Here is a 25,214-nt window from a genome sequence, read left to right as displayed (position 1 = left end):
GCGGGGCGGGGCGGTCGACGCGGTGGAGCGATCGACGCGGTGGGGTGGTCGGCTGTGGTCGGGCGCAGCAGTTCTGGTCGGACGCGGCGGCTCTGGTCGGGCACGGCGGCTCTGGTCGGGCACGGCGGCTCTGGTCGGGCACGGCGGCTCTGGTCGGGCACGGCGGCTCTGGTCGGGCACGGCGGCTCTGGTCGGGCACGGCGGCTCTGGTCGGGCGCGGCGGCTCTGGTCGGGTCGGTCCCGCCTCCTACCGCGCCCCCACCAGCAGCTCTGACGCCGCCTCCCGCTCGGCCATCCGCCTCAGAGGGCCGGGCAGGGCCGCCAGCTCCGCGTACGGGCCTCGCTGGACCACGCGGCCCTCGTCCAGCACGATCACCTCGTCCACGGCCTCCAGTCCGGCCAGACGGTGCGTGATGAGGAGCGTCGTACGCCCCTCGGTGGCGGCCAGCAGATCGGCCGTGAGCGCGTCGGCGGTCGGCAGGTCGAGGTGCTCGGCCGGCTCGTCGAGGACCAGGACGGGGAAGTCCCCGAGCAGCGCCCTGGACAGTGCCAACCGCTGCCGCTGGCCCCCGGACAGCCGCGCCCCGTGCTCCCCGACGAGTGTGTCGAGGCCGTCGGGCAGGCTGTCGGCCCAGTCCAGCAGCCGGGCCCGGGCGAGCGCGTCCCGCAGCTCGGACTCGCTCGCGCCCTTCTTCGCCAGCAGCAGGTTCTCCCGCACCGAACTGTCGAACAGGTGCGCGTCCTGAGCGCAGAGCCCGACGAACCGGCGTACGTCGTCGCCGTCCAGCGCGCAGGCGTCGACGCCGCCGAGACGGTAGGCCCCCGCCCGCGGGTCCAGGAACCGGAGCAGGACCTGCGCGAGTGTCGTCTTGCCGGCCCCGGACGGTCCGACCACGGCGATCCTGCGGCCCTCCTCCAGAGTGAGGTCCAGCCCGGCGAGGGCGTCCTTGCCCTGTTCGGGGTGGCGGGCGGTGAGGCCGCGGACGGTGAGCGGGAAAGGAGACGCGGGCGCCTGCCGCGGTGTCTCCGGCTCGCGCACGGGCTCCGGCGCGTCCAGGACCTCGTACACGCGCTCGGCGCTGCGCCGCACCCGCTGCCGGTACTGCACGGCGAGCGGCATGCCGAGGACCGCCTCGAAGGCGGCCAGCGGGGTGAGGACGACGACGGCCATGGCCACCCCGCCCAGCCGTCCGCCGACTACGGCGTGGGCGCCGACGAGGGCGGTGGCCGCCACGGTCAGCCCGGAGACGAGGGCGGTGAGCCCGTCACCGAGCGCGGTCGCGGTGGCGGCACGCGAGGCGATCCGGGTCAGTACGGTGTCGGCGCGCCGGGTCTCGGCGGTACGCGCGGGCAGCGCACCGGCGACCGTCAGTTCGGCGGTCCCGGTGAGCAGGTCGGTCACGCGGGTCGCGAGGGCACCGCGCGCCGGGGCGAGCCGCTGCTCCGCCCGCCGGGCCACGGCACCCGTGACCAGCGGAACTCCGGCCCCGGCGACCAGCAGTCCCGCGGCGAGTACCGCCCCGGCCTCGGGCAGCAGCCAGGCAGTGAACGCGACGGACGCGGCGGAGACGGTCACCGCGGCCCCGGCCGGCAGCAGCCAGCGCAGCCAGTAGTCCTGCAGTGCGTCGACGTCGGCGACGAGCCGCGTCAGCAGGTCGCCTCGGCGGGCCCGGCGCAGCCCGGCGGGTGCCAGCCGCTCCAGCCGCCGGTAGACGGCCACCCGGGTGTCGGCCAGCATTCGCAGCACCGCGTCGTGCGACACGAGCCGTTCGGCGTACCGGAAGACGGCCCGGCCGATGCCGAAGGCGCGGGTCGCCGTGACGGCGACCATCAGGTACAGCACGGGAGGGTGCCGGGACGCCCGCGAGATGAGCCATCCGGAGGTGGCCATCAGGCCGACGGCACTGCCGAGGGCGAGGCTGCCCAGCAGCAGGGCGAGGGCGAGGCGGCCGCGTCGGCGGCCCGACATCGAGCGGACCCGGGTGAGGACGTCACCCACCGCCGACGCGGACGCGCCGCCGGGCGCCCGCGGAAGCGCGAGGGCGTTTACCGGCCGCGTATCGATCTCTCGGTCCCGGGCGTTCCCGGCCGCCCCCGCACCGCTCGTCCGCCCCCGCGACTCGGTGCCCTCCAGCCGCACCACCCGGTCGGCGACGTCCAGCAGCGCGGGCCGGTGCACCACGAGCAGCACCGTGCGGCCGGCGGACAGCCGGCGCACCGCCTCCACGATCTCGGCCTCGGTCGCCCCGTCCAGCGCCGCCGTCGGCTCGTCGAGCAGCAGGACAGGCCGGTCGGCGAGGAAGGCCCGGGCGAGCGCGAGCCGCTGCCGCTGCCCCGCGGACAGGCCCGCGCCGTCCTCGCCGAGCACGGTCAGCGGCCCGTCCGGCAGCGCGTCGACGAAGTCCAGTGCTCCGGCGTCGGCCAGCGCGGCACGGACCGTCGCGTCGTCCGCGTCGGGCCGGGCCAGGCGGACGTTCTCCGCGATCGTCCCGGCATACAGGTGAGGCCGCTGCGGAACCCAGGCGATGCGTGAGCGCCACTGCTCCGGGCCGATGTCGTGGAGGTCGGTTCCCGCGACGCGTACCCGGCCCGCGGTGGGGCGGACGAATCCCAGCAGGACGTTCAGCAGCGTCGACTTGCCCGCGCCGCTCGGACCGACGAGCGCGACGGTCTCTCCCGGCTCCACGGCGAAGGACACGTCGGTCACGGCGTCCGCCGACCGGCCCCGGTAGCGGACGCTCACGCCCTCGAAGGCGAGGGCCCCGGCGGGAACAGCCGCCGTGCCGGACCGCGGCACCGGTGTCTGCAGCACCTCGAAGATCTCCTCCGCTGCCGCCAGCCCCTCGGCCGCCGCGTGGTACTGCGCGCCCACCTGCCGCAGCGGCAGATAGGCCTCGGGCGCGAGGACGAGGACGACCAGACCGGTGTACAGGTCCATGCCGCCGCTGACGAGCCGCATGCCGATCGTCACGGCGACCAGGGCCACCGACAGCGTGGACAGGAGCTCCAGCGCGAAGGAGGACAGGAAGGCGATCCGCAGCGTGCGCAGGGTCGCCCGCCGGTACTCGTCCGTGATGCGCCTGATCGACTCCGCCTGGGCCTTGGCGCGGCCGAACACCTTCAGGGTCGGCAGGCCGGCCACCACGTCCAGGAAGTGCCCGGACAGCCGGGACAGCAGACGCCACTGGCGGTCCATGCGGGACTGCGTGGCCCAGCCGATCAGCATCATGAAGACGGGGATGAGGGGCAGGGTGGCGAGGATGATGGCCGCGGACACCCAGTCCTCGGTGACGATTCTGGCCAGCACCGCCACCGGGACGACCACCGCGAGACCCAGCTGCGGCAGATAGCGTGAGAAGTAGTCGTCCAGGGCGTCGACGCCGCGGGTGGCCAGCGCGACCAGCGAGCCGGTCCGCTGCTCACTCAGCCAGCCGGGACCGAGCGCCGCCGCGCGGGCGAGCAGACGCCCGCGCAGCTCGGACTTCACCGCGGCGCTCGCCCGGTGCGCTGCCAGTTCGGTGAGCCAGGAGACCAACGCCCGGCCGACGGCGACGGCCACCAGCAGCAGGAGTGGCGTGCGCAGTTCGGTGACCGGCATGCGGTGCTGGAAGGCGCCGACCACCACCTCCGCGATGAGCACGGCCTGCGCGATGACGAGCCCCGCGCCCAGGGCGCCCAGGGCGATCACGGCCATCAGGAAGAACCGGGTGGCCCGGGCGTAGCGAAGAAGACGCGGATCGATCGGTTTCACGTGAAACATGCCCTTCGGTCCCAGGGGGGTGTTTCACGTGAAACACCCCCTCACCGGACTCAGTGCGCGGCTTCGGCGATGTGCTGGGTGCCGATCCGCTTGCGGAACACCCAGTACGTCCACCCCTGGTAGAGCAGGACGATCGGCGTGGCGATCCCCGCGCACCAGGTCATGATCTTCAGGGTGTAGGGGCTGGACGAGGCGTTGGTGACCGTCAGGCTCCAGTTCGCGTCCAGTGTGGACGGCATGACGTTCGGGAACAGCGACAGGAAGAGCATCGCCACGGCGGCCACGATGGTGACGCCGGACAGGGCGAAGGACCAGCCCTCCCGCCCAGCCTGGTTGGCCACCAGCGCGGCGACCAGGGCGACGACCGCGACGACCAGGGCCACCAGGCTGCGGCCGTTGCCTGTGTCGGCCTGTGTCCACAGGAGGAAGGCCAGGGCCACCACGGCGGTCACCAGACCGACGCGCAGAGCCGTCCTGCGCGCCCGTTCCCGGATCTCGCCGACGGTCTTCAGCGCCGTGAACACCGCACCGTGGAAGGTGAACAGCGTCAGGGTGACCAGGCCACCGAGGAGCGCGTACGGGTTGAGCAGGTCACCGAGGCTGCCGACGTACTCGAGGTTCCGGTCGATCTTGACGCCCCGCACGATGTTGCCGAAGGCCACGCCCCACAGGAACGCGGGGATCAGCGAGCACCAGAAGATCGCGGTCTCCCAGTTGCGCTGCCAGTTCTCCTCCGGCCGCTTGGCCCGGTACTCGAAGGCGACACCGCGGACGATGAGGCAGACGAGGATGACCAGCAACGGCAGGTAGAAGCCGGAGAACAGCGTGGCGTACCACTCGGGGAAGGCTGCGAAGGTCGCGCCGCCCGCGGAGAGCAGCCACACCTCGTTGCCGTCCCAGACGGGGCCGATGGTGTTGATCAGCACCCGCTTCTCGGGCCGGTCGCGGGCGAGCAGCTTGGTGAGGACACCGACCCCGAAGTCGAAGCCCTCCAGGAAGAAGTAGCCGGTCCACAGGACGGCGATCAGGACGAACCAGACGTCGTGGAGTTCCATGACTGTGCCTTCCTCGGCCTAGTAGGAGAAGGCCATCGGCTTGTCGGCGTCCCGGTGGTCGCCGCCGATCTTCGTGGGCGGGTTGAGGTCGGCCTCCGTCAGCTCGGGCGGGCCCGCCTTGACGTACTTGGCGAGCAGCTTCACCTCGACGACGGCGAGGATGGCGTAGAGCGTCGTGAAGACGGCCATGGAGGTGATGACCTCGCCCTGGGAGACGCCGGGGGAGACGGCGTGCCGGGTCTGCAGCACGCCGTAGACGACCCATGGCTGGCGGCCCATCTCGGTGAAGATCCAGCCCCAGGAGTTGGCGATCAGGGGGAATGCCAGAGTCCAGACGGCGATGCGCCAGTACCACTTGGTCAGCTGCGGGCTGAGCGCCTTGTTCCGCAGCAGCACCAGGTGCGGCACCTCGTCGTCGCCGACCCGTAGATGCTGCGGCAGCAGGAACTTCTTGCGGGTGAGCCAGAGTCCGGCCAGGCCGATGGCGAAGGAGGCCATGCCGAACCCGATCATCCAGCGGAAGCCCCAGAAGGTGACAGGGATGTTGGGCCGGTAGTCGCCGGGCCCGAACTTCTGCTGCTCGGCCTTGTTGACGTCGTTGATACCGGGGACGTAGGAGCTGAAGCTGTCGTCGGCGAGGAAGGACAGCAGGCCGGGGATCTCGATGGCGACCGAGTTGTGGCCCTTCTCGACGTTGCCGTAGGCGAAGATCGAGAAGGGGGCGGGCTTCTGTCCGTCCCACAGGGCCTCGGCGGCGGCCATCTTCATCGGCTGCTGCTTGAACATGACCTTGCCGAGGGTGTCGCCGCTGATCGCGGTGAGCATGCCGGCGATCACCACCGTGATCAGGCCGAGCCGCAGGGAGGTCTTCATCGCACCGACGTGCTTCTTGCGGGCGAGGTGGTAGGCGGCGATGCCGACCATGAAGGCGCCTCCGGTGAGGAAGGCGGCGGAGAGCGTGTGGAAGGCCTGGGTGAGTGCGGTGTTCTGGGTCAGGACGGCCCAGAAGTCGGTGAGTTCGGCACGCCCCTTGGCCTTGTTGATCCGGTAGCCGACGGGGTGCTGCATCCACGAGTTGGCCGCGAGGATGAAGTACGCCGACAGGATCGTGCCGAGCGAGACCATCCAGATGCAGGCCAGGTGGATCTTCTTGGGCAGCTTGTCCCAGCCGAATATCCACAGGCCGATGAAGGTGGACTCGAAGAAGAACGCGATCAGTGCCTCGAAGGCGAGCGGGGCGCCGAAGATGTCACCGACGAAGCGGGAGTAGTCCGACCAGTTCATGCCGAACTGGAACTCCTGCACGATGCCGGTGACGACACCCATGGCGATGTTGATCAGGAAGAGCTTGCCCCAGAACTTGGTCGCCCTGAGGTACTTCTCCTTCTCCGTGCGCACCCAGGCGGTCTGCAGGCCGGCCGTCAGGGCGGCCAGGGAGATCGTCAGGGGAACGAACAGGAAGTGGTAGACGGTCGTGATGCCGAACTGCCAGCGCGCCAGTGTCTCCGGCGCCAAAGCCAGGTTCACGTCGTCACTCTCCTTACGTCGCCGAGTCACGCGGCGGCCGTTTGCCCCGGTGTGTCCTACGCAACACGGCAGTAATCGGACGCGCTTGTGAACGCGTTCACATTCACAAGCAATTATGACGTACCGATTTTCAGGGTGGAACCGGGGGTCCCCCCTTCGCCCTCGTGTCGACTCCTTGGCAAGAACTTCAACAACTTGTTGAATTGCACGCCATGCAGATACGGATCTCCTGGCCCTCCGGCCACCTCACCGCCCACCTCGACGACACCCCGACCACCTGGGCGCTCGCGAAGGAACTGCCGCTGGTCTCCACCGCCCGCACCTGGGGCGAGGAGGTCTACTTCGACACCGGTGTCCGTGTTCCACGTGAAACCGGCGCCCGGCAGGTCGTCGAGCCCGGAACGGTCGCCTTCTGGACCGACGGGGACGCACTGGCCCTCCCCTACGGGCCCACGCCGATCTCGCGGGGCGACGAATGCCGCCTCGCGAGCCCGTGCAACGTCCTGGGCCGGATCGAGGGCGATCCCCGCCGGCTCGCGACGGTCCGCGACGGCGACCCCGTGCGCGTCGAGCCGGTGAACGGCTGAGGGCCCGCCCGGCGGAGCGGACCGCGGAGGAACCGCGCGCCGCCGGGCAGGCCCCGAAGGAACCCTGGACAACAGGAGGAACGCACACACCACCCTGCGGAGATCACCTCTCCGGGTGGAGGGCATGCCTGATCGGGGACGTCACGCCCCCTGGTGGAAGGCCTCCGCCGTCTTGAGGAAGATGTCGTTCGCCTCGCTCTCGGCGACGGTCACCCGCACCCCCTCGCCCGGGAACGGCCGGACGACCACGCCCGCCCGCTCACAGGCCTCGGCGAAGGCGCCGGTGCGCTCCCCCAGCCGCAGCCACACGAAATTGGCCTGCGTCTCGGGGACGTTCCAGCCCTGCGTGCGCAGCGCGTCGACCACGCGCGTGCGCTCGCACACCAGCGAGCCGACCCGGCCCAGCAGCTCGTCCTCGGCACGCAGGGAGGCGATCGCCGCCTCCTGCGCCAGCTGGCTCACGCCGAACGGCACCGCCGTCTTGCGCAGCGCCGCCGCGACCGGCTCGTGAGCGATGGCGAAGCCCACCCGCAGCCCGGCGAGCCCGTAGGCCTTGGAGAAGGTGCGCAGCACACAGACGTTGGGCCGCTCGCGGTACAGGACCGCGCCGTCGGGCACCTCGGCGTCGCGGATGAACTCTCGGTAGGCCTCGTCCAGCACCACCAGCACATCACCGGGCACCCGGTCGAGGAACCGTTCCAGCTCGGCCCGGCGCACCACCGTGCCGGTCGGGTTGTTCGGATTGCAGACGAAGATCAGGCGGGTGCGGTCGGTGATCGCGTCCGCCATCGCGTCCAGGTCGTGCACATCACCCGGCGTGAGCGGCACCTTCACCGAGGTCGCCCCGCTGATCTGCGTGATGATCGGGTACGCCTCGAAGGACCGCCAGGCGTACATGACCTCGTCACCGGGCCCGCTGGTGGACTGGATCAGCTGCTGGGCGACGCCGACGGAGCCGGTGCCGGTCGCCACGTGCGAGGCGGGCACCCCGAACCGCTCGGCCAGCTCGTTGATCAGGTCGGTGCAGGCCATGTCCGGGTACCGGTTGAAGGAGCAGGCGGCCGCCGTCACCGTCTCCATGACACCCGGCAGGGGCGGATACGGATTCTCGTTGGAGGACAGCTTGTACGCCACCGGGCCGCCGGACGCGGCGGGCTTGCCGGGCTTGTAGGTGGGGATGCCTTCCAGCTCGGCGCGCAGTTTCGGGTTCGTCTCGCTCACCGCTGTCCTCCTCATGACCACCGCCGACTTCCAATACTCCATACCTTATGAGGATTGGGCGTCCCTGCGAATGGGTCGGAAGCCATCACTCCCGCCGGCTTCCCACGGCACCGGTCGCGCGGCATCGGGGGCATCCATGTACGAATATGTACGAACGAGGGGCGCGTCTCACATATATCTACGCGCCGGTGGCTCGCGCCGTGGCGCGCATCGCTCGTGCAGGTGAGTTGAGACCTCTTCGAGACCTCCAGGGCTCGGCAGGCCTACGGGTGTCACTGCTTCACGTCCTGGCATGAAATCGATGAACAGCCTTGGTTTCATCGGCAGTTGATGGGCTTCAGCCATGCAGAAACGTGCCTGTCAATGCGTGCATATGCGTCCGCACTACCCCACCGCATGAGCCCTACTATCGGCTCGCCATGACAGCAGCAGGGAAGCACCAGGTGAGCCGCGCGGAAACCTCTCGTCGAGGCAGTCGGCCGGGCCGGGCAGGCATCAGAGACGTCGCCGCCGCCGCCGGAGTCTCCATCACAACCGTCTCCGACGCCCTCAACGGCAAGGGGCGGCTCCCGGACGCCACCCGCCGCCACGTCCGTGAGGTCGCCGACCGGCTGGGGTACCGACCCTCGGCCGCAGCACGCACGCTCCGTACCGGCAAGTCGGGCCTCATCGGCCTGACCGTGACGACGTACGGGGATGAACCTTTCACCTTCACCGAGTTCGCGTACTTCGCGGAGATGGCGCGCGCCGCCACCTCCGCCGCGCTCGCCCGCGGCTACGCGCTCGTCATCCTCCCGGCGACCTCGCGCCACGACGTGTGGTCGAACGTCGCCCTGGACGGCACGGTCGTCATCGACCCCTCCGACCAGGACCCGGTCGTCAGCGAGCTGGTCCGGCAGGGCTTACCGGTGGTCAGCGACGGCCGCCCCGCCGGTTCCCTCCCGGTCACCGCCTGGGTCGACAACGACCACGAGGCGGCCGTCCTGGACATCCTCGATCACCTCGCCGAGGCCGGCGCCCGCCGCATCGGCCTGCTCACCGGCACCACGACCGACACGTACACCCACCTGTCCACGACCGCCTACCTGCGCTGGTGCGAGCGCGTCGGCCAGGATCCCGTCTACGAGGCCTACCCCGCCCACGACCCGTGCGCGGGCGCCGTCGCCGCCGACCGGCTGCTGGCCCGCCCCGACCGGCCCGACGCCGTCTACGGACTGTTCGACCCCAATGGCACGGACCTGCTCGCCGCCGCCCGCCGCTACGGCCTGCGGGTCCCCGAGGACCTGCTGCTGGTGTGCTGCAGCGAGTCCACGGTCTACGCCAACACCGAGCCGCCTATCACCACGCTCTCCCTCAAGCCACGCCGCATCGGCACCGCCGTGGTCCAGCTCCTCATCGACGCCATCGAGGGAGTCGATTCGGACCACCCGGTCGAGCAGGTGATACCGACCGAGTTGATCGTGCGCACCTCCTCGCAGCGGCGCCCGCCGCGCACGACCGTCAGCCCGCCCAGAACGCCGGAGGAGCAGTAAGGGCAGCTCGTCGCGGGACCGCCGAAGACTGCCCAATCGGGGCGAAAGCCGCGGTGAACCTGAGTCCTGCTCCGATTCACCACCCCTGGGTCATCACACGACGCGATCCGCATTCCTATGATGGGCGCACGACACCGCGGGCCGCTGCGACCAGGCAGTCCGAAGCGGTGCAGATGCGGCGCGATGGTGGAGGGGTCGATGACTCAGGGGGCCGGTCAGGGACCCGAGGTGGAGCGGACGGCGCCACTGCGCGATTTCCGCGTGCCCGCGTACATGAACGAGACCGCTCCGTACGCTCCCAGCGTGCCCCCCGCCGATACCGCGCCACCCCTGGAAGATGGCCCTCCCGCGGTCGAGGAGGGCTACCCGGACGCGTACACGCCCACCCAACGGGACCTGCCCGTCCTCCAGCGCGGGGACGCGGTCCAGGTGGCGGTGGACTCCGCCCCCGCACAGGCCGCGCAGCCTCCCGCCGGGCCCGGTCCGCTGTACGTCGTCGGCGACGTGCACGGCTACGTCGACCAACTGGTCGCCGCTCTCCAGGAGCAAGGCCTCATCGACGCCGCGGGCCAGTGGTGCGCGGGCACCGCGCGGCTGTGGTTCCTCGGCGACTTCACCGACCGCGGCCCGGACGGCATCGGCGTCATCGACCTGGTGATGCGGCTGTCCGCCGAGGCGGCGGCGGCCGGCGGCTACTGCAAGGCCCTCATGGGCAACCACGAACTCCTCCTGCTCGGTGCCAAGCGGTTCGGCGACACCCCCGTCAACTCCGGTGCGGGCACCGCCACCTTCCAGGCCGCCTGGCTGCTCAACGGCGGCCAGAAGTCCGACATGGACCGCCTCCAGGACCACCACCTGCAGTGGATGGCCCGCCTCGACGCGGTCGAGGAGGTCGACGGCTATCTGCTCGTGCACTCCGACACCACCTCCTACCTCGACTACGGCGACTCGATCGAAGCGGTCAACGACACCGTCCGCGAGACCCTCACCCGCAACGACGCCGACGAGTGCTGGGACCTGTTCCGCAAGTTCACCAAGCGCTTCTCCTTCCGCGACGAGGGCGGCGCCGACGCCGTGCGCTCCCTGCTCGATACGTACGGCGGCACCCGCATCGTTCACGGCCACAGCCCCATTCCCTATCTGCTGGGCGAGGTCGGCTCCGAGGACGGCGACGAGCCCACAGGCCCGCTCGTGGAAGGACCGCACGTCTACGCCGACGGACTTGCCATCGCCATGGACGGCGGCGTGACCATGGCCGGGAAGCTGCTGGTCCAGCAACTTCCCCTGGACATCTGAGCGTTCGACGAGCAGGCCCGTGACAGCGGGCCGGACCACGGCTCGGCGCGCAATTTGTGGAAACCCCCTGTCACCGCGCGCCGTCACGGCTCTACCATCGGTCTATCCGTAGCAGGCTCCCCTCCGTTTCTGCCCGACGGCTCGCTGTCATGCGAGCCCCAAGCCCTACGGAGCATCGGGGGATGCACATGAACAGCGTTCCGCAGCACCTGCTGATCGAGGACCGCCAGGAATACGAGCGGCTCCTCGACGAGGCGCTGCGCTCCGCCCCGCACCACCTTGAACCGGGCACCGCCGGACAGCGGCTCAACACCGAACAACTGCGCACCATGGCACTCGACGCCACGGCCCTGATCACCGCCGCCGCGGCCACCGAGTACCACCACTACGTGAAGGTCCGCGAGGACCTGCGTCGCCCCGCACCGGCCGTCCCCGCGTCCGTCCGCGAGAGTGACACCGCGGAGTCCGCAGGGGCCGCGGCAGGAATCGCGGCCACCGTCGGCGAGGCCGTCGAGCCCAGCGGTGCGGGCGCCGCCGCCGTCGTCGCGGTCCTCGCCCCCGTCCTCGCGGGCGTCGCCGCCGCTCTCTTCCTCCTCGTCGGCTACATACTGAAGATGCTCGACCCTGCACCGGCCTTCGCCCAGAGCCTGGTCACCGTCGGCTGGGTGTTCGGCGCCGTGACCGCTGCCGCCATCCTGGCGGCCGGGGCGGCCCTGCTGCTCACCGCGCTGCGCAACCGCCCGTCACCGGGCACCGCGCCGCACGAGGAACTCGTCCAGGCCCGCGCCGCCTGGCAGGAGGCCCTGCTCGAACGGGGCATCCTGCCGTTCCTGCGCGAGGCCCTCGCGGCCTCCGGGTCCGTCACGCCGTACCGGACGGACCCGTCGGCACCGAGCGGCCGCATGCCGCACCTCGGCTACGGCCGTCCCGGCTTCAGCAGCCCGGGCGACGGCGTCCCGGGCCCGCGTCCCAGCTACTCCAGCCCCGACTTCACCAGCCCGGACTTCGGAGGACCGGAACACCAGCCGGAGTGACAGCGGCCGCGGCCTCACTCAGCGAGCGGCAGGTACACCCGGTTGCCCGCGGCGGCGAACTCCTTGGACTTCTGGGCCATGCCCTCCTCGACCTCGGTCCGGCTGGTGCCGTGCTCGCGGCGGATGTCCTGAGAGATCTTCATCGAACAGAACTTCGGCCCGCACATCGAGCAGAAGTGGGCCGTCTTGGCGGGCTCCGCCGGGAGGGTCTCGTCGTGGAACTCCCGTGCCGTGTCCGGGTCGAGGGCCAGGTTGAACTGGTCCTCCCACCGGAACTCGAAACGGGCGTCGGATAGCGCGTCGTCCCACTCCTGGGCGCCCGGATGTCCCTTGGCGAGGTCGGCCGCGTGCGCGGCGATCTTGTAGGTGATGACCCCTGTCTTCACGTCGTCGCGGTTGGGCAGGCCCAGGTGCTCCTTGGGCGTGACGTAACAGAGCATCGCCGTGCCCCACCAGGCGATCATGGCGGCACCGATACCGGAGGTGATGTGGTCGTACGCCGGAGCGACGTCCGTCGTCAGCGGTCCGAGCGTATAGAACGGAGCTTCATCACAGATCTCCTGCTGAAGGTCGATGTTCTCCTTGATCTTGTGCATCGGGACGTGGCCCGGGCCCTCGATCATCGTCTGTACGTGGAAACGCTTGGCGACCGTGTTGAGTTCCCCGAGCGTGCGCAACTCAGCGAACTGCGCCTCGTCGTTGGCGTCCGCGATCGAGCCCGGCCTGAGGCCGTCACCGAGGGAGTACGTGACGTCGTAGGCGGCGAGGATCTCGCAGAGTTCCTCGAAGTTCTCGTAGAGGAACGACTCCTTGTGGTGCGCGAGGCACCAGGCGGCCATGATCGAGCCGCCGCGCGAGACGATGCCGGTCTTGCGGTTGGCGGTCAGCGGCACGTACGCGAGGCGTACGCCGGCGTGGACGGTCATGTAGTCCACGCCCTGTTCGGCCTGTTCGATGACCGTGTCCTTGTAGACTTCCCAGGTCAGTTCCTCGGCCCTGCCGTCGACCTTTTCCAGAGCCTGGTAGAGCGGCACCGTCCCGATGGGCACGGGGGAGTTGCGCAGTACCCATTCACGCGTGGTGTGGATGTTGCGGCCGGTGGAGAGGTCCATGACGGTGTCGGCACCCCAGCGGGTCGCCCACGTCATCTTCTCGACCTCCTCCTCGATCGAGGAAGTCACCGCGGAGTTGCCGATGTTGGCGTTGACCTTCACCAGGAACCGCTTGCCGATGATCATCGGTTCGATCTCCGGGTGGTTCACGTTGGCCGGGAGCACCGCGCGGCCTGCCGCGATCTCCTCGCGGACGACCTCGGGCGAAACGTTCTCCCGGACGGCCACGAACTCCATCTCCGGTGTGATCTCCCCCCGGCGGGCGTAAGCCAGTTGCGTCACGGCCTGGCCGTCACGGCCTCGCCGCGGCTGGCGCGGCCGGCCCGGGAACACCGCGTCGAGGTTGCGCAGGCCCCCGCGCGGTGCGGTGTGCTTGATCCCGTCGTCCTCGGGACGGACCGGCCGACCCGCGTACTCCTCGGTGTCGCCGCGGGCAGTGATCCAGTTCTCCCGCAGCGGCGACAGGCCACGGCGGACATCGGTGTCGACGAGCGGATCGGTGTACGGGCCCGAAGTGTCGTAGAGCGTGACTGACTGCCCGTTGGTGAGGTGCACCTGACGGACCGGCACCCGCAGATCGGGGCGTGAGCCCTCGACATACGCCTTGTGCCAGCCGATGGACACCCCGGCCTCCTCGCGGGAAGCGGACTGCCCCCCGTCGCTGGACAACTGCGCGGAGGCAGGCGTGCGTGCGTCCTTGTTGGTCATGAGACCTACTCCCTACGCCGGCATTACCCGGTAACAGGTTCGGCGGTCGACGCAGCGGCTTCCGTCCGGCGGCGGTTCCCGGGGAACGTCTCTCGTTCCACGTGAAACATCGCGAAGACGAAGGTCAGCGCCCTCTCAGCCCGGTGCTCCGAGCTCCCGCGTGTGCAAAGGTGCCTCCACGCTAGCGTCATATGGGGCGCGGTGAACAGTGGGCCCCTGCCCTTCTTGCGATGATCTGGCGGTGACCACGACACAGCAGTTCCCCCAGCCGCCGCCGGAACCGCGCCCCGACGCCGGGGCCGGGCAGGGACATGCGTCCGGGCAAGGCAGTCCCCACGGCCAGGGGCACGGGCACGGTCACGGGCACGGGCACGGCCCCGCCGCCCCGGTCTCCCAGCACCTCCGCAAGGTCATCGCCGCGATCCTGATTCCCTTCGCCGCCGCGGTCGTGGTCGGCCTCGTCGCGCTCTGGCCGGGCGGCGCCGCCGCGCACGAGCGCACCGGCGTGGGATTCGACCGACAGACGCAGCAGGCCACGGTCACCGTGGTGGTGTCGGTGAGCTGCAAGGCGGTGAACGCCTCCGGTGACACACCCACCGGGGACACCTCCACCGCCGAGGGCGCCTCTGCCCAGGCGCAGGCGTCCGGGACCTGCAAGAAGGCCACGGTCCGCGTCGACACCGGCCAGGACGAGGGGCGCACCTTCACCGAGATCGTGCAGCCGGACCAGTCGCGGCAGTTGCACCGGGGCGAGAAGGTCGTGGTCGCCTACGAGCCCGCGGCGCCGCGGGAACTGCAGTACTCGGTCACGGACGTGAACCGGGGTTTGCCCATGGCGCTGCTGGCCGGGATCTTCGCACTCGCCGTCGTGGTCGTCGGGCGACTGCGGGGCGTCATGGCGCTGGTCGCGCTGGCCATCAGCTTCCTGGTGCTGGACCTGTTCATCCTTCCCGCGATCCTGCAAGGGTCGAACCCGCTGGTCGTGGCCGTGGTCGGGTCGAGCGCGATCATGCTGATCGCGCTGTACATGTGCCACGGCCTGTCCGCCCGGACCTCGGTGGCGGTGCTCGGCACGCTGATCTCCCTGGTGCTGATCGGCGTCCTGGGTTCGCTGTTCATCGGCTGGGCCGCGCTCACGGGCAACACCGACGACGACACCGGCCTGATCCACGGTCTTTATCCGGCGATCGACATGAGCGGTCTGCTCCTCGCCGGTGTGATCATCGGCTCGCTCGGCGTCCTCGACGACGTGACGGTGACCCAGACGTCGGCGATCTGGGAGCTGCACGAGGCCAACCCGTCCATGGGCTGGCGCGGGCTGTACCGCGCCGGCATCCGCATCGGGCGCGACCACATCGCGTCCGTCGTCAACACCCTGGTCCTCGCGTACGCGGGCGCGGCGCTGCCGCTGCTGCTGCTCTTCTCCATCGCGCAGAGCAGCGTGGGGACCGTCGCCACCAGTGAACTCGTCTCCGAGGAGATCGTGCGCACCCTCGTGGGCTCGATCGGCCTGGTCGCCTCGGTGCCGGTCACCACGGCCCTGGCTGCCCTCGTCGTCTCGGCCGACCGCCCGGAGGCGGTGCGGAACCGGGCGGCGGCCGGGCTCCCCGCTCCCGCGCGCGGTGGCCGGGGCAGACGACGCAAGCAATGAGGCCTCACCGGGGACGGTGAAGGGACTGAGGGCTGGCCCGGCCTGCTCCTCGGGCCGGGCCTCAGGCCTCGGGCCGCCCCTCAGGCCTCGGATCGGGCCGGCGTCGTGTCTCGTGCCGGGCGGTGAAGCGTTACTCCATGGCACGCGCCCGCTTGCAGAAACGCTTCAGCCCGCGCTCTGCTCTTCCGCCAGGATCCGGTCCAGGGCCTCGTCGAGATGCGCGTCGAAGTCGGCCAGAGCACCTTCCTGGCCCAGCGGCACCAGTTTGTCCGTGCGGTCGAGGAACGCCACCAGGGGCGCCGTGGAGGAGCGGAAGAGGGCCCGGTCGACGCCGACCTGAAGACGGATCAGGACCTCCGCAAGCGAGTCGGACTCGGCAGGCGCGATACGCACGTCGCCGTCCCCGCACGGCCTGCCCACTCCGTCCACCAGCAGCTCCCGCCCGAACGCCCAGGTGACGGGGGCGTCACCGGGCAGATGGAAGGTCAGCCGTACGGCATAGGGATCACAGGTCTCGTACCGCAACTCCACCGGAATGCGGAAGGAGAGCTCCTCGGACACGAGAAAGCTCATCATGACCTCTGCCTGTACGGACTCGCGCATCACTACCCCGTCATCTGCCGTCGACTGGCCGGGAATGATCCCCATAACACTGGTGGCATCTTGCTGAACGTATATGGCAGATCACAAGGAGTGAGTTTTCAGATACTGATAGCCAGCGCGAGAGACCCGACACGCCGCCCCACCTCGCACTGCAACTGGCGCGCCGCGGGCAGCAGCCGGTCGGCCTGATGAGCGGGGAGTGAGAGCGCCATCGTCGCGGCCATGGTGCCCACGGTGATCGGAACGGCCGCGCAGACCGTCCCCAGCGCGTACTCCTGACGTTCCGTCACCGGCTGCATCCGCGGCATCCGCTCCAGACGTCGCAACATGGTGTGGTCGTCACGGACCGTGTAGGGAGTGATGGACCGCACCGGGTAGCGGGCCAGATGGTCGCGGCGGGCGTTCTCGTCCAGCTGGGAGAGCAGGCACTGGCCGATCGCGTGCGCGTGTCCGGTCTCCCGGAAGTCGGCCCACTCCTGGACAGCCGGATTGCCCGGGGTGTCGGAGACACACACGACCTCGATCTCGCCGTCCCGGTACATCGCGTAGTAGACCGGCACACCGATCAGATCGCGCCATTGTGCGAGCGAGTCGACGACCGTGCTGCGACGTTTCTGCGCCGCTCCGCTGCTGCTCAGCCGTTCGGCCGCCTCGCCGAGGAAGAACAGGCCCCGATCGCGGTGGAGGTAGCCCTCGTGGACCAGCGTCCGCAGCAGGTGGTAAGCGGTGGGGAGGGCGATGCCGGTCTCGCGGGCGAGCTGCTTGGCGGGGGCGCCGTGCTCGTGCCCCGCGACGGTCTCCAGCAGGCGCATCGCGCGCTGCACGGATCCGATGAGGGTCTGCGCCGCCGACGCGGGCGGCTGCTCCGGAACGCCGACGTGGGGGTGCTCCACCCGCGGCGCGGAACGCGGCTGGGCGGGGAGTCCCGTGGAACCGGACGGTGCCCGCGGGGCCGGGGGCGCGTGCGGTCCTGCGGGGGCGGTGTCAACCGTGGCCAAGGGTCACTCCCGTAGCGCGAGGGGGCAGCCCGTGCTGGGGACACGGGTGGGGGAACGCTGCCCGCGGGGGCCGGCCCCCGCGTCGATTCCCGGACCTTATCGGCCTGTCACCACTCCCAGGCGGACTGTCCGGAAAACTTCCCTCCCCCGAGGGAACCGCTGCTCCCCGTCCCGGTTCACCGGTGTCCCGGAAGGCTCACCAGTCGCCGCGCGACGACGAACCCGCCATGAACTTCCGCACGATGTAGATCAGACCGCCGACCAGCGCGACGAAGATCAGCAGCTTGAAGAGCAGACCGATCACGAAACCGACGACCGTCGCTATGAGGCTGCCGAAGACGACCAGGGCGATGACCGGCACCGCGATCCACTTCACCCACCACGGCAGACTCGTGAAGACCTCTCGCATTGCCCCGTCCTTACCTCTCCGCCGGCCCTGCGCCGGTTTCTCCGGATGGCCGGCGCCTCGTGGTGCCGGACCCGTCGTACGTCCTGCGTACGTCCTGGTTTCGATGCTAGGGCCGCCGGGGGCCCGAGCGGGCCTTTCGCATCCCTTGTCGTCCCCTGACCCTTCCCTTAGGGAACCCTGAGACGGCTCCTCACGCTTCTGGCGGAGAGAACACCACGAGGACCCGCAGATCCTCGCTGATGTGGTGGAACTTGTGGGCGACCCCGGCCGGTACGTACACCACGCTGCCGCGCGCCACTTCCGTCGTCTCCAGGCCGACGGTGATGGAGGCACGACCGCTCACGACGAAGTAGACCTCGTCCTGCCGGTGCGGGTTCTGCGGATCGTGCTCGCCCGCGTCCAGCGCGTACAGCCCCACCGACATGTTCCGTTCCCGCAGGAACTGGAGGTAGGCGCCGTCGTTGGCGGCCCGCTCCGCCTCCAGTTCGTCCAGCCGGAATGCCTTCATCGCCTCGCCCGTGTTCGTCGTGGACCTCGTCTGCCACGATCAGACACATGAAGAATTTCGTAGTCAAGACGATCGCCAACGCGGGCGCCCTGGCGGTCGCCGTCTGGCTGCTCGACAAGATCACCCTGACCGGGGACAACACGGCCAAGGAGGTCGGCACCCTCATCGGTGTCGCACTGGTGTTCGGTCTGGTGAACTTCCTCGTCAAGCCGGTGGTGAAGGTGCTGACCTTCCCGTTGTTCATCCTGACCCTGGGCCTGATCACCCTCGTCGTCAACGCCCTGATGCTGCTGCTGACCTCCTGGGTGTGCGGCAAGGTCGACCTCAGCTTCCACGTGGACGGCTTCTGGACCGCGGTGGTCGGCGGCCTGATCATCTCGGTGGTCTCCTGGGCGCTGCACATGGTCCTGCCGGACGAGGACTGAAGACGGCGCCCGCCCGTCGGCCGACGCGGCACCCCTTCCATCACCGCCGTCGCACCCGTCGCCCCCGCCACCGAGGGTGCGCCACGGGTGCGGCGGCTGTGTCCTGAGAGGGTGGAAGCGGCGGGCCACGGCTGCTCGTCACCGCACGAGAACACGTGAAGGGACAGGCGGCATGAACGATTCCGCTGCGAACGGCAGAGAGGGCGCGCCGAGGGCCACCCGCGCACCCGCCGGTGCCGGTGACGGCACGCGAGCCGTCCGGGCCGGGCTCCCCGAGCCGGTCAAGCACGAACCGACCCTGCCCGGGCCCGTGTTCGCCGCCCACTTCCACCTCCCCGGCGACCCCACGGGCCCGTACACCTACGGCCGGGACGAGAATCCGACCTGGACCCTGCTGGAGAGCGCCATCGGCGAGCTGGAGGCGCCCGGAGCGGTGGGCGCCGAAACGCTCGTGTTCGCCTCCGGCATGGCGGCCGTCTCCTCGGTGCTCTTCTCCCAGCTGCACACGGGGGACGCGGTGGTCCTGCCCGACGACGGCTACCAGGCCCTGCCGCTGGTCCGCGCCCAGCTGGAGACGTTCGGCATCGAGGTGCGGACCGCGCCGACCGGCGGGGACGCCCAGCTCGACCTGTTGGACGGCGCACGGCTGCTGTGGATCGAGTCCCCCTCGAACCCCGGGCTCGACGTCTGCGACATCCGGCGACTGGCCGAGGCGGCACGCGCGCGTGGCGCCCTGGTCGCCGTCGACAACACCCTGGCGACACCCCTGGGGCAGCGGCCGCTGGAGCTGGGCGCCGACTTCTCCGTGGCCAGCGGCACCAAACAGCTCACCGGGCACGGCGACATCCTGCTGGGCTACGTCACCGGCCGCGATGCGCAGACCATGGCAGCCGTGCGGCGCTGGCGCAAGATCGTCGGAGCCATTCCGGGTCCCATGGAGGCCTGGCTCGCCCACCGTTCGATCGCCACGCTGCAGCTGCGGGTCGCCCGGCAGAACACCTCGGCGCTGGCCGTCGCCGAGGCGCTGCGCGGACGCCCCGAGGTGACGGGCCTGCGCTACCCCGGACTGCCCGACGACCCCTCCCACGAGATCGCCTCACGGCAGATGCGGCGCTACGGCTGCGTGGTCTCCTTCACCCTGCCCACGCGCGCGCGTGCCGAGCGCTTCCTGGACGCACTGCGGCTCGTGGACGACGCGACCAGTTTCGGCGGTGTGCGCTCCACCGCCGAGCGGCGTGGGCGCTGGGGCGGCGACGCTGTCCCGGAGGGCTTCATCCGGCTGTCCGTCGGCGCGGAGGACCCGGCTGACCTGGTGGCGGACGTGCTGCGCGCACTGGACGAGTCCGCACACTGACGGACGTACGGCGGGCGGTCCGAGCCTCCCCCCTCGTGGTTCGGACCGCCCACGGTTCCGCGTGCTAAGAACCGCTCGAAGAAGGCTAGTTGACTCCGAGTCAGTGTCCAATCACAGTAGCGGCAGAGGCCTATCGACATATTTATAGTTGGGCACGGTCGGGGGCTGGGCGCAGTGGCGGCGGGAGGGGAGGGCAGGCCGTGGACCTGGCATTGCTGCGCACCTTCGTGACCGTCCACCGTGCCGGTTCCTTCACCCGCGCCGCAGCGCTGCTCGGTCTCTCGCAGCCGGCGGTCACCTCCCAGATCCGCACGCTGGAACGGCAACTGGGCCGCCCCCTGTTCCTGCGGCAGGCCCGCGGCGTGACACCGACGTCGATCGGCGAGGAACTCGCGCACAAGGCCGCGCCGCACCTGGACGCGCTGGTGGAGATCGCCGAGGCGGGCCTCGACGACGAGTCCTCCTCGCGCACCCTGCATCTGGCCGGGCCGCCCGAGTTCACCGCGGAACGGGCGCTGCCCGCGCTGAGCGGACTCACCGGGGACGAAGGTCAGGGCTTCGCCCTGCGCGCATCCTTCGGAACGGCCGAAGAGACCCTGGAAGGGCTCTCCGCCGGCCACCACGACCTGGTCATCAGCACGGCACGGCCACGTGGCGCCCTGTTCACGGCCGCACCGCTCTGCGACGAGGAGCACGTCCTGCTCGCCGCTCCGCGCTGGGCGGACGAGATCGGCTCCGCACGGCGGCGGAGCAAGGACGCGCCCGCTCTGGAGGGCGTCCCGGTGATCGAGGTCCACGAGTCACTGCCCCTCGTCCGCCGTTACTGGGCCTCGGTCTTCGATTCCCGCCCGACCGGACCGGGCACGGTGATCGTCGCCGACCTGCGCGCGGTCCTGGCGTGCGCGGTGGCCGGTGCCGGGCTCGCGGTGCTGCCGCGCTACCTGAGCGCCGCCGCCCTGAGGCGGGGAGACGTGGTGGCCCTCCATGAGCCGCCGGTCCCACCGCTGCGCACGTACTTCCTGGTCGCACGGGCCGGCACGCTGGCGATGCCGCACCTCGCGCGGGCCCATGAGCGGCTGATGCGGGCAGCGGTCGACTGGTGCTGAGCCCGGCCGAACGAAGGAGTCACCTCGGGTGCGTGGGTGATGACGGTTCGCGATGTTTCACGTGGAACCAGCCGGGCCACATTTCTCCCATGACCGTCCGACCCGTGGTCAAGCGCACCGCCCGCGCCGTCCTCCTCGACGGCGACGACCTGCTCCTGATCAAGCGCACCAAGCCCGGTGTCGATCCCTACTGGGTCACTCCCGGTGGCGGGGTCGAGCCGGGTGACACGACCGTCGTCGACGCCCTGCACCGAGAGGTCCACGAGGAGCTGGGCGCGAAGATCACCGATGTGGTCCCCTGCTTCGTGGACACCGTGGAACACATCGGCGAGGACGGCGGCGCGACCGGAGTGAAGGTCCAGCACTTCTTCGTGTGCCACCTGGAGTCGATGGACCCCTCCCTGAGGCACGGACCGGAGGTGGACGAGCCCACCGGCGAGTACGAGATCGTGCGCGTGCCGTTCACCCGGGTCGGGATCGCCTCGGTGCACCTCGTTCCGCTGTCGCTGCGGCACTACCTGGACGCAAACATCGAGGGCGTACGTGCCATGCACGCCCCGGACCTCGGCTGACCCTCCGCGTTTCACGTGAAACAGCCGCGGTCCGGTCGCCGAGCCGCGCCGTCGCCCGCACGTGACATGGCCAAAAGCACGTACGTCTCTTACGAAACGAGTGGACGCCGACGGCATCCGTCGGACAGCCTGACCTGCGTGTCGACTCCTTCCCCTGCCGCTCTGCCCATCCGCCCCCTGACGCGCCAGGACCTCACCGCCTGCGCCGACCTGTCCGAGAACCGGGGCTGGCCCCGTGAGGAACACAAATGGGGCCTGCTCCTCTCCGCCGGGAAGGGGTTCGGCATCGACGACCCCGACGGGGGACTGGTGGCCGCCTGCGTGGTCACCGAGTACGGGCCCCACGGCCGACCGGACCTCAGCGCCATCGGTATGGTCCTGGTCGCCGAGCGCCACGCACGCCAGGGCATCGGCCGCCGGCTGATGCGTCACGTCGTCGCGGCGGCGGGCACCACACCGCTGTCCCTCCACGCCACCCCCTACGGGCGCCCGCTGTACGAGGAACTCGGTTTCAAGGTCACGGGCCGGTCGGAGATGCTGCTCGGGCGTTTCTCACCGGAGGGGCCACTCACCGGGCCCGCCACTCGACCGGCCTCCGCCGACGACCTCGTCGGCATCCTCCGCCTCGACGAGGAGGTCTTCGGCGCGGACCGGACCCCTGTCATCACGCGGCTGCCCGCGTTCGCCGACCATCTCCGGGTCGCCGAGGAGGACGGCAGGATCACGGGTTACGCGGCTGCCTGGCCCAACATGGACACGCACGTGGTGGGCCCGCTGATCGCCCGGGACACGGAGACCGCCAAGGCCCTCATCGCCTCCCTCGCCGCCCACACCGACCGCCTGCTGCGCACCGACATCGACGTACGCCACGAAGAACTGCGGGACTGGGCGAAGCAGCGCGGGCTGGCGTCCATCGTCTTCAACTCCGTCATGACGTACAAAATCACGGAACCGCCCGGGGACTGGACCCGACGGTTCGCTCCGTTGACAGTGGCGGCCGGATGAGCCGGCCGGTCCCCTGGAACGCGTGAGGTCGCGAGATGCGGCGGCGGTGTGGTCCTCGGCCTGGTACGGCCGCCCTCCTCGTAGTTGCAGGCGCCGGTTGCTTGCACCCGCTGGCAACCCCGGGGGTGCCCTATCCTTGAGGCACCCGCCCCGGGATGGAGGAAACGCCATGACAGCGACGGACCCCGCGCTCACCGCCCTCGCTCAGGGCTGGTGCGCCCTCTCTCTGCTGCACGGCAGGATCGAGACCCACATCGAGCGGGCCCTCCAGTCGGGCCACGGCCTGAGCGTGCGCGAGTACTCCCTGCTCGACGTGCTCAGCCGGCAGCACGACGGCGACGGCGGTCATCTGCAGATGAAACAGGTCGCCGACGCGGTCGTGCTGAGCCAGAGCGCCACCACCCGGCTCGTCACCCGGCTCGAGGACCGCGGCCTCCTGGAGCGGTACCTGTGCCCCACCGACCGCCGGGGCATCTACACCAACGTCACCGACGCCGGACTGAGCCTTCTGGAGAAGGCCAGGCCGACCAACGACACCGCCCTGCGCGAAGCGCTCGACGAGGCCGCCGAGAACCCGGAGCTGGCACCCCTCGTCCGGGTCGTGGAGTCGTTGCACGCCCCTGCCCCGGTATAGCGGCACGCTCCGGCCGGGCGGCGCATAAGCTCCGGGGCATGGGAGATCTTGAGATACGTGCGGCCGTCGCCGAGGACGTCCCCGCCATCGTCGCCATGCTCGCGGACGATCCGCTGGGCGCCCTGCGCGAGTCGCCCGACGACCTCGCCCCGTACCTGGCCGCCCTGGAACGGCTCCGCGCCGATCCGAACCAGCACCTGGTCGTCGCCCTACGGCAGGGGCGTGTCGTCGGTACGCTCCAGCTCTCGGTCATCCCCGGGCTCTCCCGTCGCGGCTCCACCCGGTCGATCATCGAAGGCGTCCGCATCCACGCCGACGAACGCGGCAGCGGCCTGGGCACACAGCTCATCGAGTGGGCGATCGACACCTCACGGCGCGAGGGCTGCCGTCTGGTGCAGCTGACATCGGACCGGACCCGCACCGACGCCCACCGTTTCTACGAACGGCTCGGATTCGAACCCTCGCACGTGGGTTACAAGCTGTCCTTGTGAGCGCCCGCGGTGGCCACGCTCGCCGTGCAAACCGTCAGGGGCCACGCTCGCCGAGGGCCTTCCCCGCGCTGGGCCTCCCCGCCGCCAGGAGTGGCCGTTTCACGTGAAACAGCCACTCCTGCCGTTTTCACTCCGTGGCGAGGGCCGGCCTCCCTCTCTTCGGGGCTAGCCGATCCCCCGCCACCCCTCCAGGGCCACGCCCCCGGGCACCGCGGCCCCGGCGTCGTACGGCTGCCGGGTGAAGACGAACGATCCGAGGTCCAGGTGGTCCACCTCCCCGTCCGGTCGCCGTACCGCCCGCAGCAGCTCCCCGGCGTAGTACCCCTCCAGGCCCGTCCAGGTGCCGTCGCCGTTCGCCCGGAACCGCGACCTGCGCCCGGTGCCCGTCAACGGCTCCAGCGACAGGAGTCCGTCCCCGGTCAACCGCAGCCCGAAGCCGTGCGTCCCCCAGTACCACTGGCCCGCCAGCTCCAACACCTCCGGGACGATGTCCCGCAGCGGCCGCCAGGGGTCCGGGATGCGCGGCTCGGCCTCGGCGACGATCCGGACCAGATCCGCCCCCACGGAGACCACCGGGAGGCCAGAGGTGCAGTTGGTCAGCACCACGGCGGCCACATCGTCCTCCACGGCGATGGTGAGAGAGGCGAGGAAGCCCGGGAGCGAACCCGAATGCCCCACCAGCAGCCGCTCGCCGGAACGCCGCAACTCCATCCCCAGACCGTACGCGTATCCCGCCGTCACGTCCGAGGCCTCGGGCGGAGCGGCCGGGGTGCGCATCTCCCGGACCGAAGCAGCGCTCAGCACCCGCTCGTCGCCCCGGGCGAGAAACACGGCGAACCGGCTCAGATCCCCTGTCGTGGACCAGAGTTGTCCGGCCGGCGCCATCCGGCCGAGGTCCTCGACGGGCTCGGGCAGCATCACGTCGGCCCAGGGGTGCACGGCCCAGCCGCCCGCGTGCGGTGCACGGGGCCGCGCACTCGTGCTGCCCAGCCCCAGGGGTTCGAGCACCTCCCGGCAAAGGACGTCCTCCCACGGAGCGCCGCGCAGCTTCTCGACGAGCGCCCCCAGCACCGTGTAGCCGGGGTTCGAGTAGTGGAACCGCCTGCCGACCGGGTGCCGCAGCGGCTTCTCACCGAGGACGTCGGCGAGTTCGGGACGCAGCGTGCCCGGGGTCCGCTCCCACCAGGGTGCGGGCGACTCCGCGGCCAGGCCGCCCGTGTGGGCCAGCAGATCGGCGATCGTCGGGTCTCCCGCGCCCGTGCCCGGCAGGTGCTTCTCCAGCGGGTCACCGAGGTCGAGCAGGCCTTCGTCGCGCAGGCGCAGGACGAGCACGGCGGTGAACGTCTTGGTGATGGAACCGATGCGGTACTGCGTGTTCTCGTCCGGCGCGTGCCCGTCCACCGACGTGCGCGCGCCGTGCCAGACCGCCTGCCCGCCCCGTACGACGGACGCGACCAGTGACGGCGTCCGTCCTTCGGCCTGGGCGACGGCGATCCGGTGCGTAAGGGATCGACGGGTGCTGGGCAGCAACTCATCCTGAGGTGTCGTCATGTCCCCAGTCCATCGGGGACGGGCGCGCGCGTCGAGCCGATTTCGCCGGGTGGGGGCGCTTCCGCCGTGCGACCG

22 protein-coding genes and 1 riboswitch are annotated in these 25,214 nt (G+C 70.6%); of the genes, 12 read left to right on the top strand and 10 right to left on the bottom strand.

The window, feature by feature from the left end; translation table 11 throughout:
* Positions 1-247: 247 nt before the first annotated feature.
* The 3 genes from cydD to AB0G56_RS10410 are packed head-to-tail and all read right to left on the bottom strand — an operon-like array spanning position 248 to position 6,342.
* Positions 248-3,760, bottom strand: a complete 3,513-nt coding sequence (gene cydD, locus AB0G56_RS10420; protein WP_360966625.1) for a thiol reductant ABC exporter subunit CydD — start codon at positions 3,758-3,760, stop codon at positions 248-250.
* Positions 3,761-3,810: 50 nt separating this feature from the next.
* Positions 3,811-4,815, bottom strand: coding sequence for a cytochrome d ubiquinol oxidase subunit II (gene cydB / locus AB0G56_RS10415; protein ID WP_360966622.1), 1,005 nt, complete (start codon positions 4,813-4,815; stop codon positions 3,811-3,813).
* Positions 4,816-4,833: 18 nt separating this feature from the next.
* A complete protein-coding gene (locus tag AB0G56_RS10410; RefSeq protein WP_360966619.1) occupies positions 4,834-6,342 on the bottom strand; it encodes a cytochrome ubiquinol oxidase subunit I in 1,509 nt (502 codons plus the stop codon).
* 212 nt (positions 6,343-6,554) lie between these two features.
* Here AB0G56_RS10410 and AB0G56_RS10405 point away from each other — a divergent pair, with 212 nt between their 5' ends.
* Positions 6,555-6,929 carry a cyclophilin-like fold protein gene (locus AB0G56_RS10405; RefSeq protein WP_360966616.1) on the top strand — a complete coding sequence of 125 codons (375 nt, stop codon included), beginning with the start codon at positions 6,555-6,557 and terminating at the stop codon, positions 6,927-6,929.
* A gap of 141 nt (positions 6,930-7,070) precedes the next feature.
* On the opposite strand, the gene hisC is transcribed toward AB0G56_RS10405, so the two are convergent.
* The gene (gene hisC, locus AB0G56_RS10400) at positions 7,071-8,150 is read right to left on the bottom strand and encodes a histidinol-phosphate transaminase (RefSeq protein WP_360966613.1); all 1,080 of its coding nucleotides are present in this window, start codon (positions 8,148-8,150) and stop codon (positions 7,071-7,073) included.
* A 419-nt stretch (positions 8,151-8,569) separates the two neighbouring features.
* Between hisC and AB0G56_RS10395 the strand changes: the two genes are divergently transcribed.
* From AB0G56_RS10395 to AB0G56_RS10385, 3 genes are all read left to right on the top strand, one after another.
* The gene (locus AB0G56_RS10395; RefSeq protein ID WP_360966610.1) at positions 8,570-9,682 is read left to right on the top strand and encodes a LacI family DNA-binding transcriptional regulator; all 1,113 of its coding nucleotides are present in this window, start codon (positions 8,570-8,572) and stop codon (positions 9,680-9,682) included.
* 198 nt (positions 9,683-9,880) lie between these two features.
* A complete protein-coding gene (locus tag AB0G56_RS10390; protein ID WP_360966608.1) occupies positions 9,881-10,978 on the top strand; it encodes a metallophosphoesterase in 1,098 nt (365 codons plus the stop codon).
* Positions 10,979-11,160: 182 nt separating this feature from the next.
* Positions 11,161-12,012, top strand: a complete 852-nt coding sequence (locus tag AB0G56_RS10385; protein ID WP_360966605.1) for a hypothetical protein — start codon at positions 11,161-11,163, stop codon at positions 12,010-12,012.
* Between the two features lie 14 nt (positions 12,013-12,026).
* On the opposite strand, the gene thiC is transcribed toward AB0G56_RS10385, so the two are convergent.
* Positions 12,027-13,832 (bottom strand): phosphomethylpyrimidine synthase ThiC, encoded by a 1,806-nt coding sequence (gene thiC, locus AB0G56_RS10380; RefSeq protein WP_360966602.1) that lies wholly within the window; start codon positions 13,830-13,832, stop codon positions 12,027-12,029.
* Positions 13,825-14,002, bottom strand: a riboswitch (TPP riboswitch). It overlaps the preceding gene by 8 nt.
* Positions 14,003-14,073: 71 nt before the next feature.
* Between thiC and AB0G56_RS10375 the strand changes: the two genes are divergently transcribed.
* Positions 14,074-15,483: a YibE/F family protein gene (locus AB0G56_RS10375; RefSeq protein WP_360966599.1), complete on the top strand. Its 1,410-nt coding sequence runs from the start codon at positions 14,074-14,076 to the stop codon at positions 15,481-15,483.
* 165 nt (positions 15,484-15,648) lie between these two features.
* Here AB0G56_RS10375 and AB0G56_RS10370 read toward each other — a convergent pair whose 3' ends face one another.
* The 4 genes from AB0G56_RS10370 to AB0G56_RS10355 form a co-directional block, all read right to left on the bottom strand.
* Entirely contained in the window at positions 15,649-16,086 is a 438-nt protein-coding gene (locus tag AB0G56_RS10370; protein WP_360966597.1) for an SsgA family sporulation/cell division regulator, read from the bottom strand.
* Positions 16,087-16,184: 98 nt separating this feature from the next.
* Positions 16,185-16,979, bottom strand: coding sequence for a helix-turn-helix domain-containing protein (locus AB0G56_RS10365; protein ID WP_360966843.1), 795 nt, complete (start codon positions 16,977-16,979; stop codon positions 16,185-16,187).
* 301 nt (positions 16,980-17,280) lie between these two features.
* Positions 17,281-17,493, bottom strand: a complete 213-nt coding sequence (locus AB0G56_RS10360) for a DUF5326 family protein (protein WP_360966594.1) — start codon at positions 17,491-17,493, stop codon at positions 17,281-17,283.
* Positions 17,494-17,683: 190 nt separating this feature from the next.
* Positions 17,684-18,001, bottom strand: a complete 318-nt coding sequence (locus AB0G56_RS10355) for a cupin domain-containing protein (protein ID WP_360966592.1) — start codon at positions 17,999-18,001, stop codon at positions 17,684-17,686.
* Between the two features lie 47 nt (positions 18,002-18,048).
* Here AB0G56_RS10355 and AB0G56_RS10350 point away from each other — a divergent pair, with 47 nt between their 5' ends.
* From AB0G56_RS10350 to AB0G56_RS10320, 7 genes are all read left to right on the top strand, one after another.
* Entirely contained in the window at positions 18,049-18,426 is a 378-nt protein-coding gene (locus AB0G56_RS10350; protein WP_360966590.1) for a phage holin family protein, read from the top strand.
* Positions 18,427-18,598: 172 nt separating this feature from the next.
* Positions 18,599-19,780 carry a cystathionine gamma-lyase gene (locus AB0G56_RS10345; RefSeq protein WP_360966587.1) on the top strand — a complete coding sequence of 394 codons (1,182 nt, stop codon included), beginning with the start codon at positions 18,599-18,601 and terminating at the stop codon, positions 19,778-19,780.
* Between the two features lie 200 nt (positions 19,781-19,980).
* On the top strand, positions 19,981-20,886 hold the full coding sequence (locus tag AB0G56_RS10340; RefSeq protein WP_360966584.1) for a LysR family transcriptional regulator: 906 nt from the start codon (positions 19,981-19,983) through the stop codon (positions 20,884-20,886).
* Positions 20,887-20,975: 89 nt separating this feature from the next.
* Entirely contained in the window at positions 20,976-21,458 is a 483-nt protein-coding gene (locus AB0G56_RS10335; RefSeq protein ID WP_360966582.1) for an NUDIX hydrolase, read from the top strand.
* A 138-nt stretch (positions 21,459-21,596) separates the two neighbouring features.
* On the top strand, positions 21,597-22,463 hold the full coding sequence (locus tag AB0G56_RS10330) for a GNAT family N-acetyltransferase (protein ID WP_360966579.1): 867 nt from the start codon (positions 21,597-21,599) through the stop codon (positions 22,461-22,463).
* A gap of 169 nt (positions 22,464-22,632) precedes the next feature.
* Positions 22,633-23,097 carry a MarR family transcriptional regulator gene (locus tag AB0G56_RS10325; RefSeq protein WP_360966576.1) on the top strand — a complete coding sequence of 155 codons (465 nt, stop codon included), beginning with the start codon at positions 22,633-22,635 and terminating at the stop codon, positions 23,095-23,097.
* Positions 23,098-23,135: 38 nt separating this feature from the next.
* On the top strand, positions 23,136-23,588 hold the full coding sequence (locus tag AB0G56_RS10320; RefSeq protein ID WP_360966573.1) for a GNAT family N-acetyltransferase: 453 nt from the start codon (positions 23,136-23,138) through the stop codon (positions 23,586-23,588).
* 165 nt (positions 23,589-23,753) lie between these two features.
* On the opposite strand, the gene AB0G56_RS10315 is transcribed toward AB0G56_RS10320, so the two are convergent.
* Positions 23,754-25,139, bottom strand: coding sequence for a serine hydrolase domain-containing protein (locus AB0G56_RS10315; protein WP_360966570.1), 1,386 nt, complete (start codon positions 25,137-25,139; stop codon positions 23,754-23,756).
* Between the last annotated feature and the right edge of the window lie 75 nt (positions 25,140-25,214).

It is taken from the genome of Streptomyces sp. NPDC021356 (genome assembly GCF_040641015.1).
Taxonomy (GTDB): Bacteria; Actinomycetota; Actinomycetes; order Streptomycetales; family Streptomycetaceae; genus Streptomyces.
This window is presented reverse-complemented; position numbering and strand designations above follow the sequence as displayed.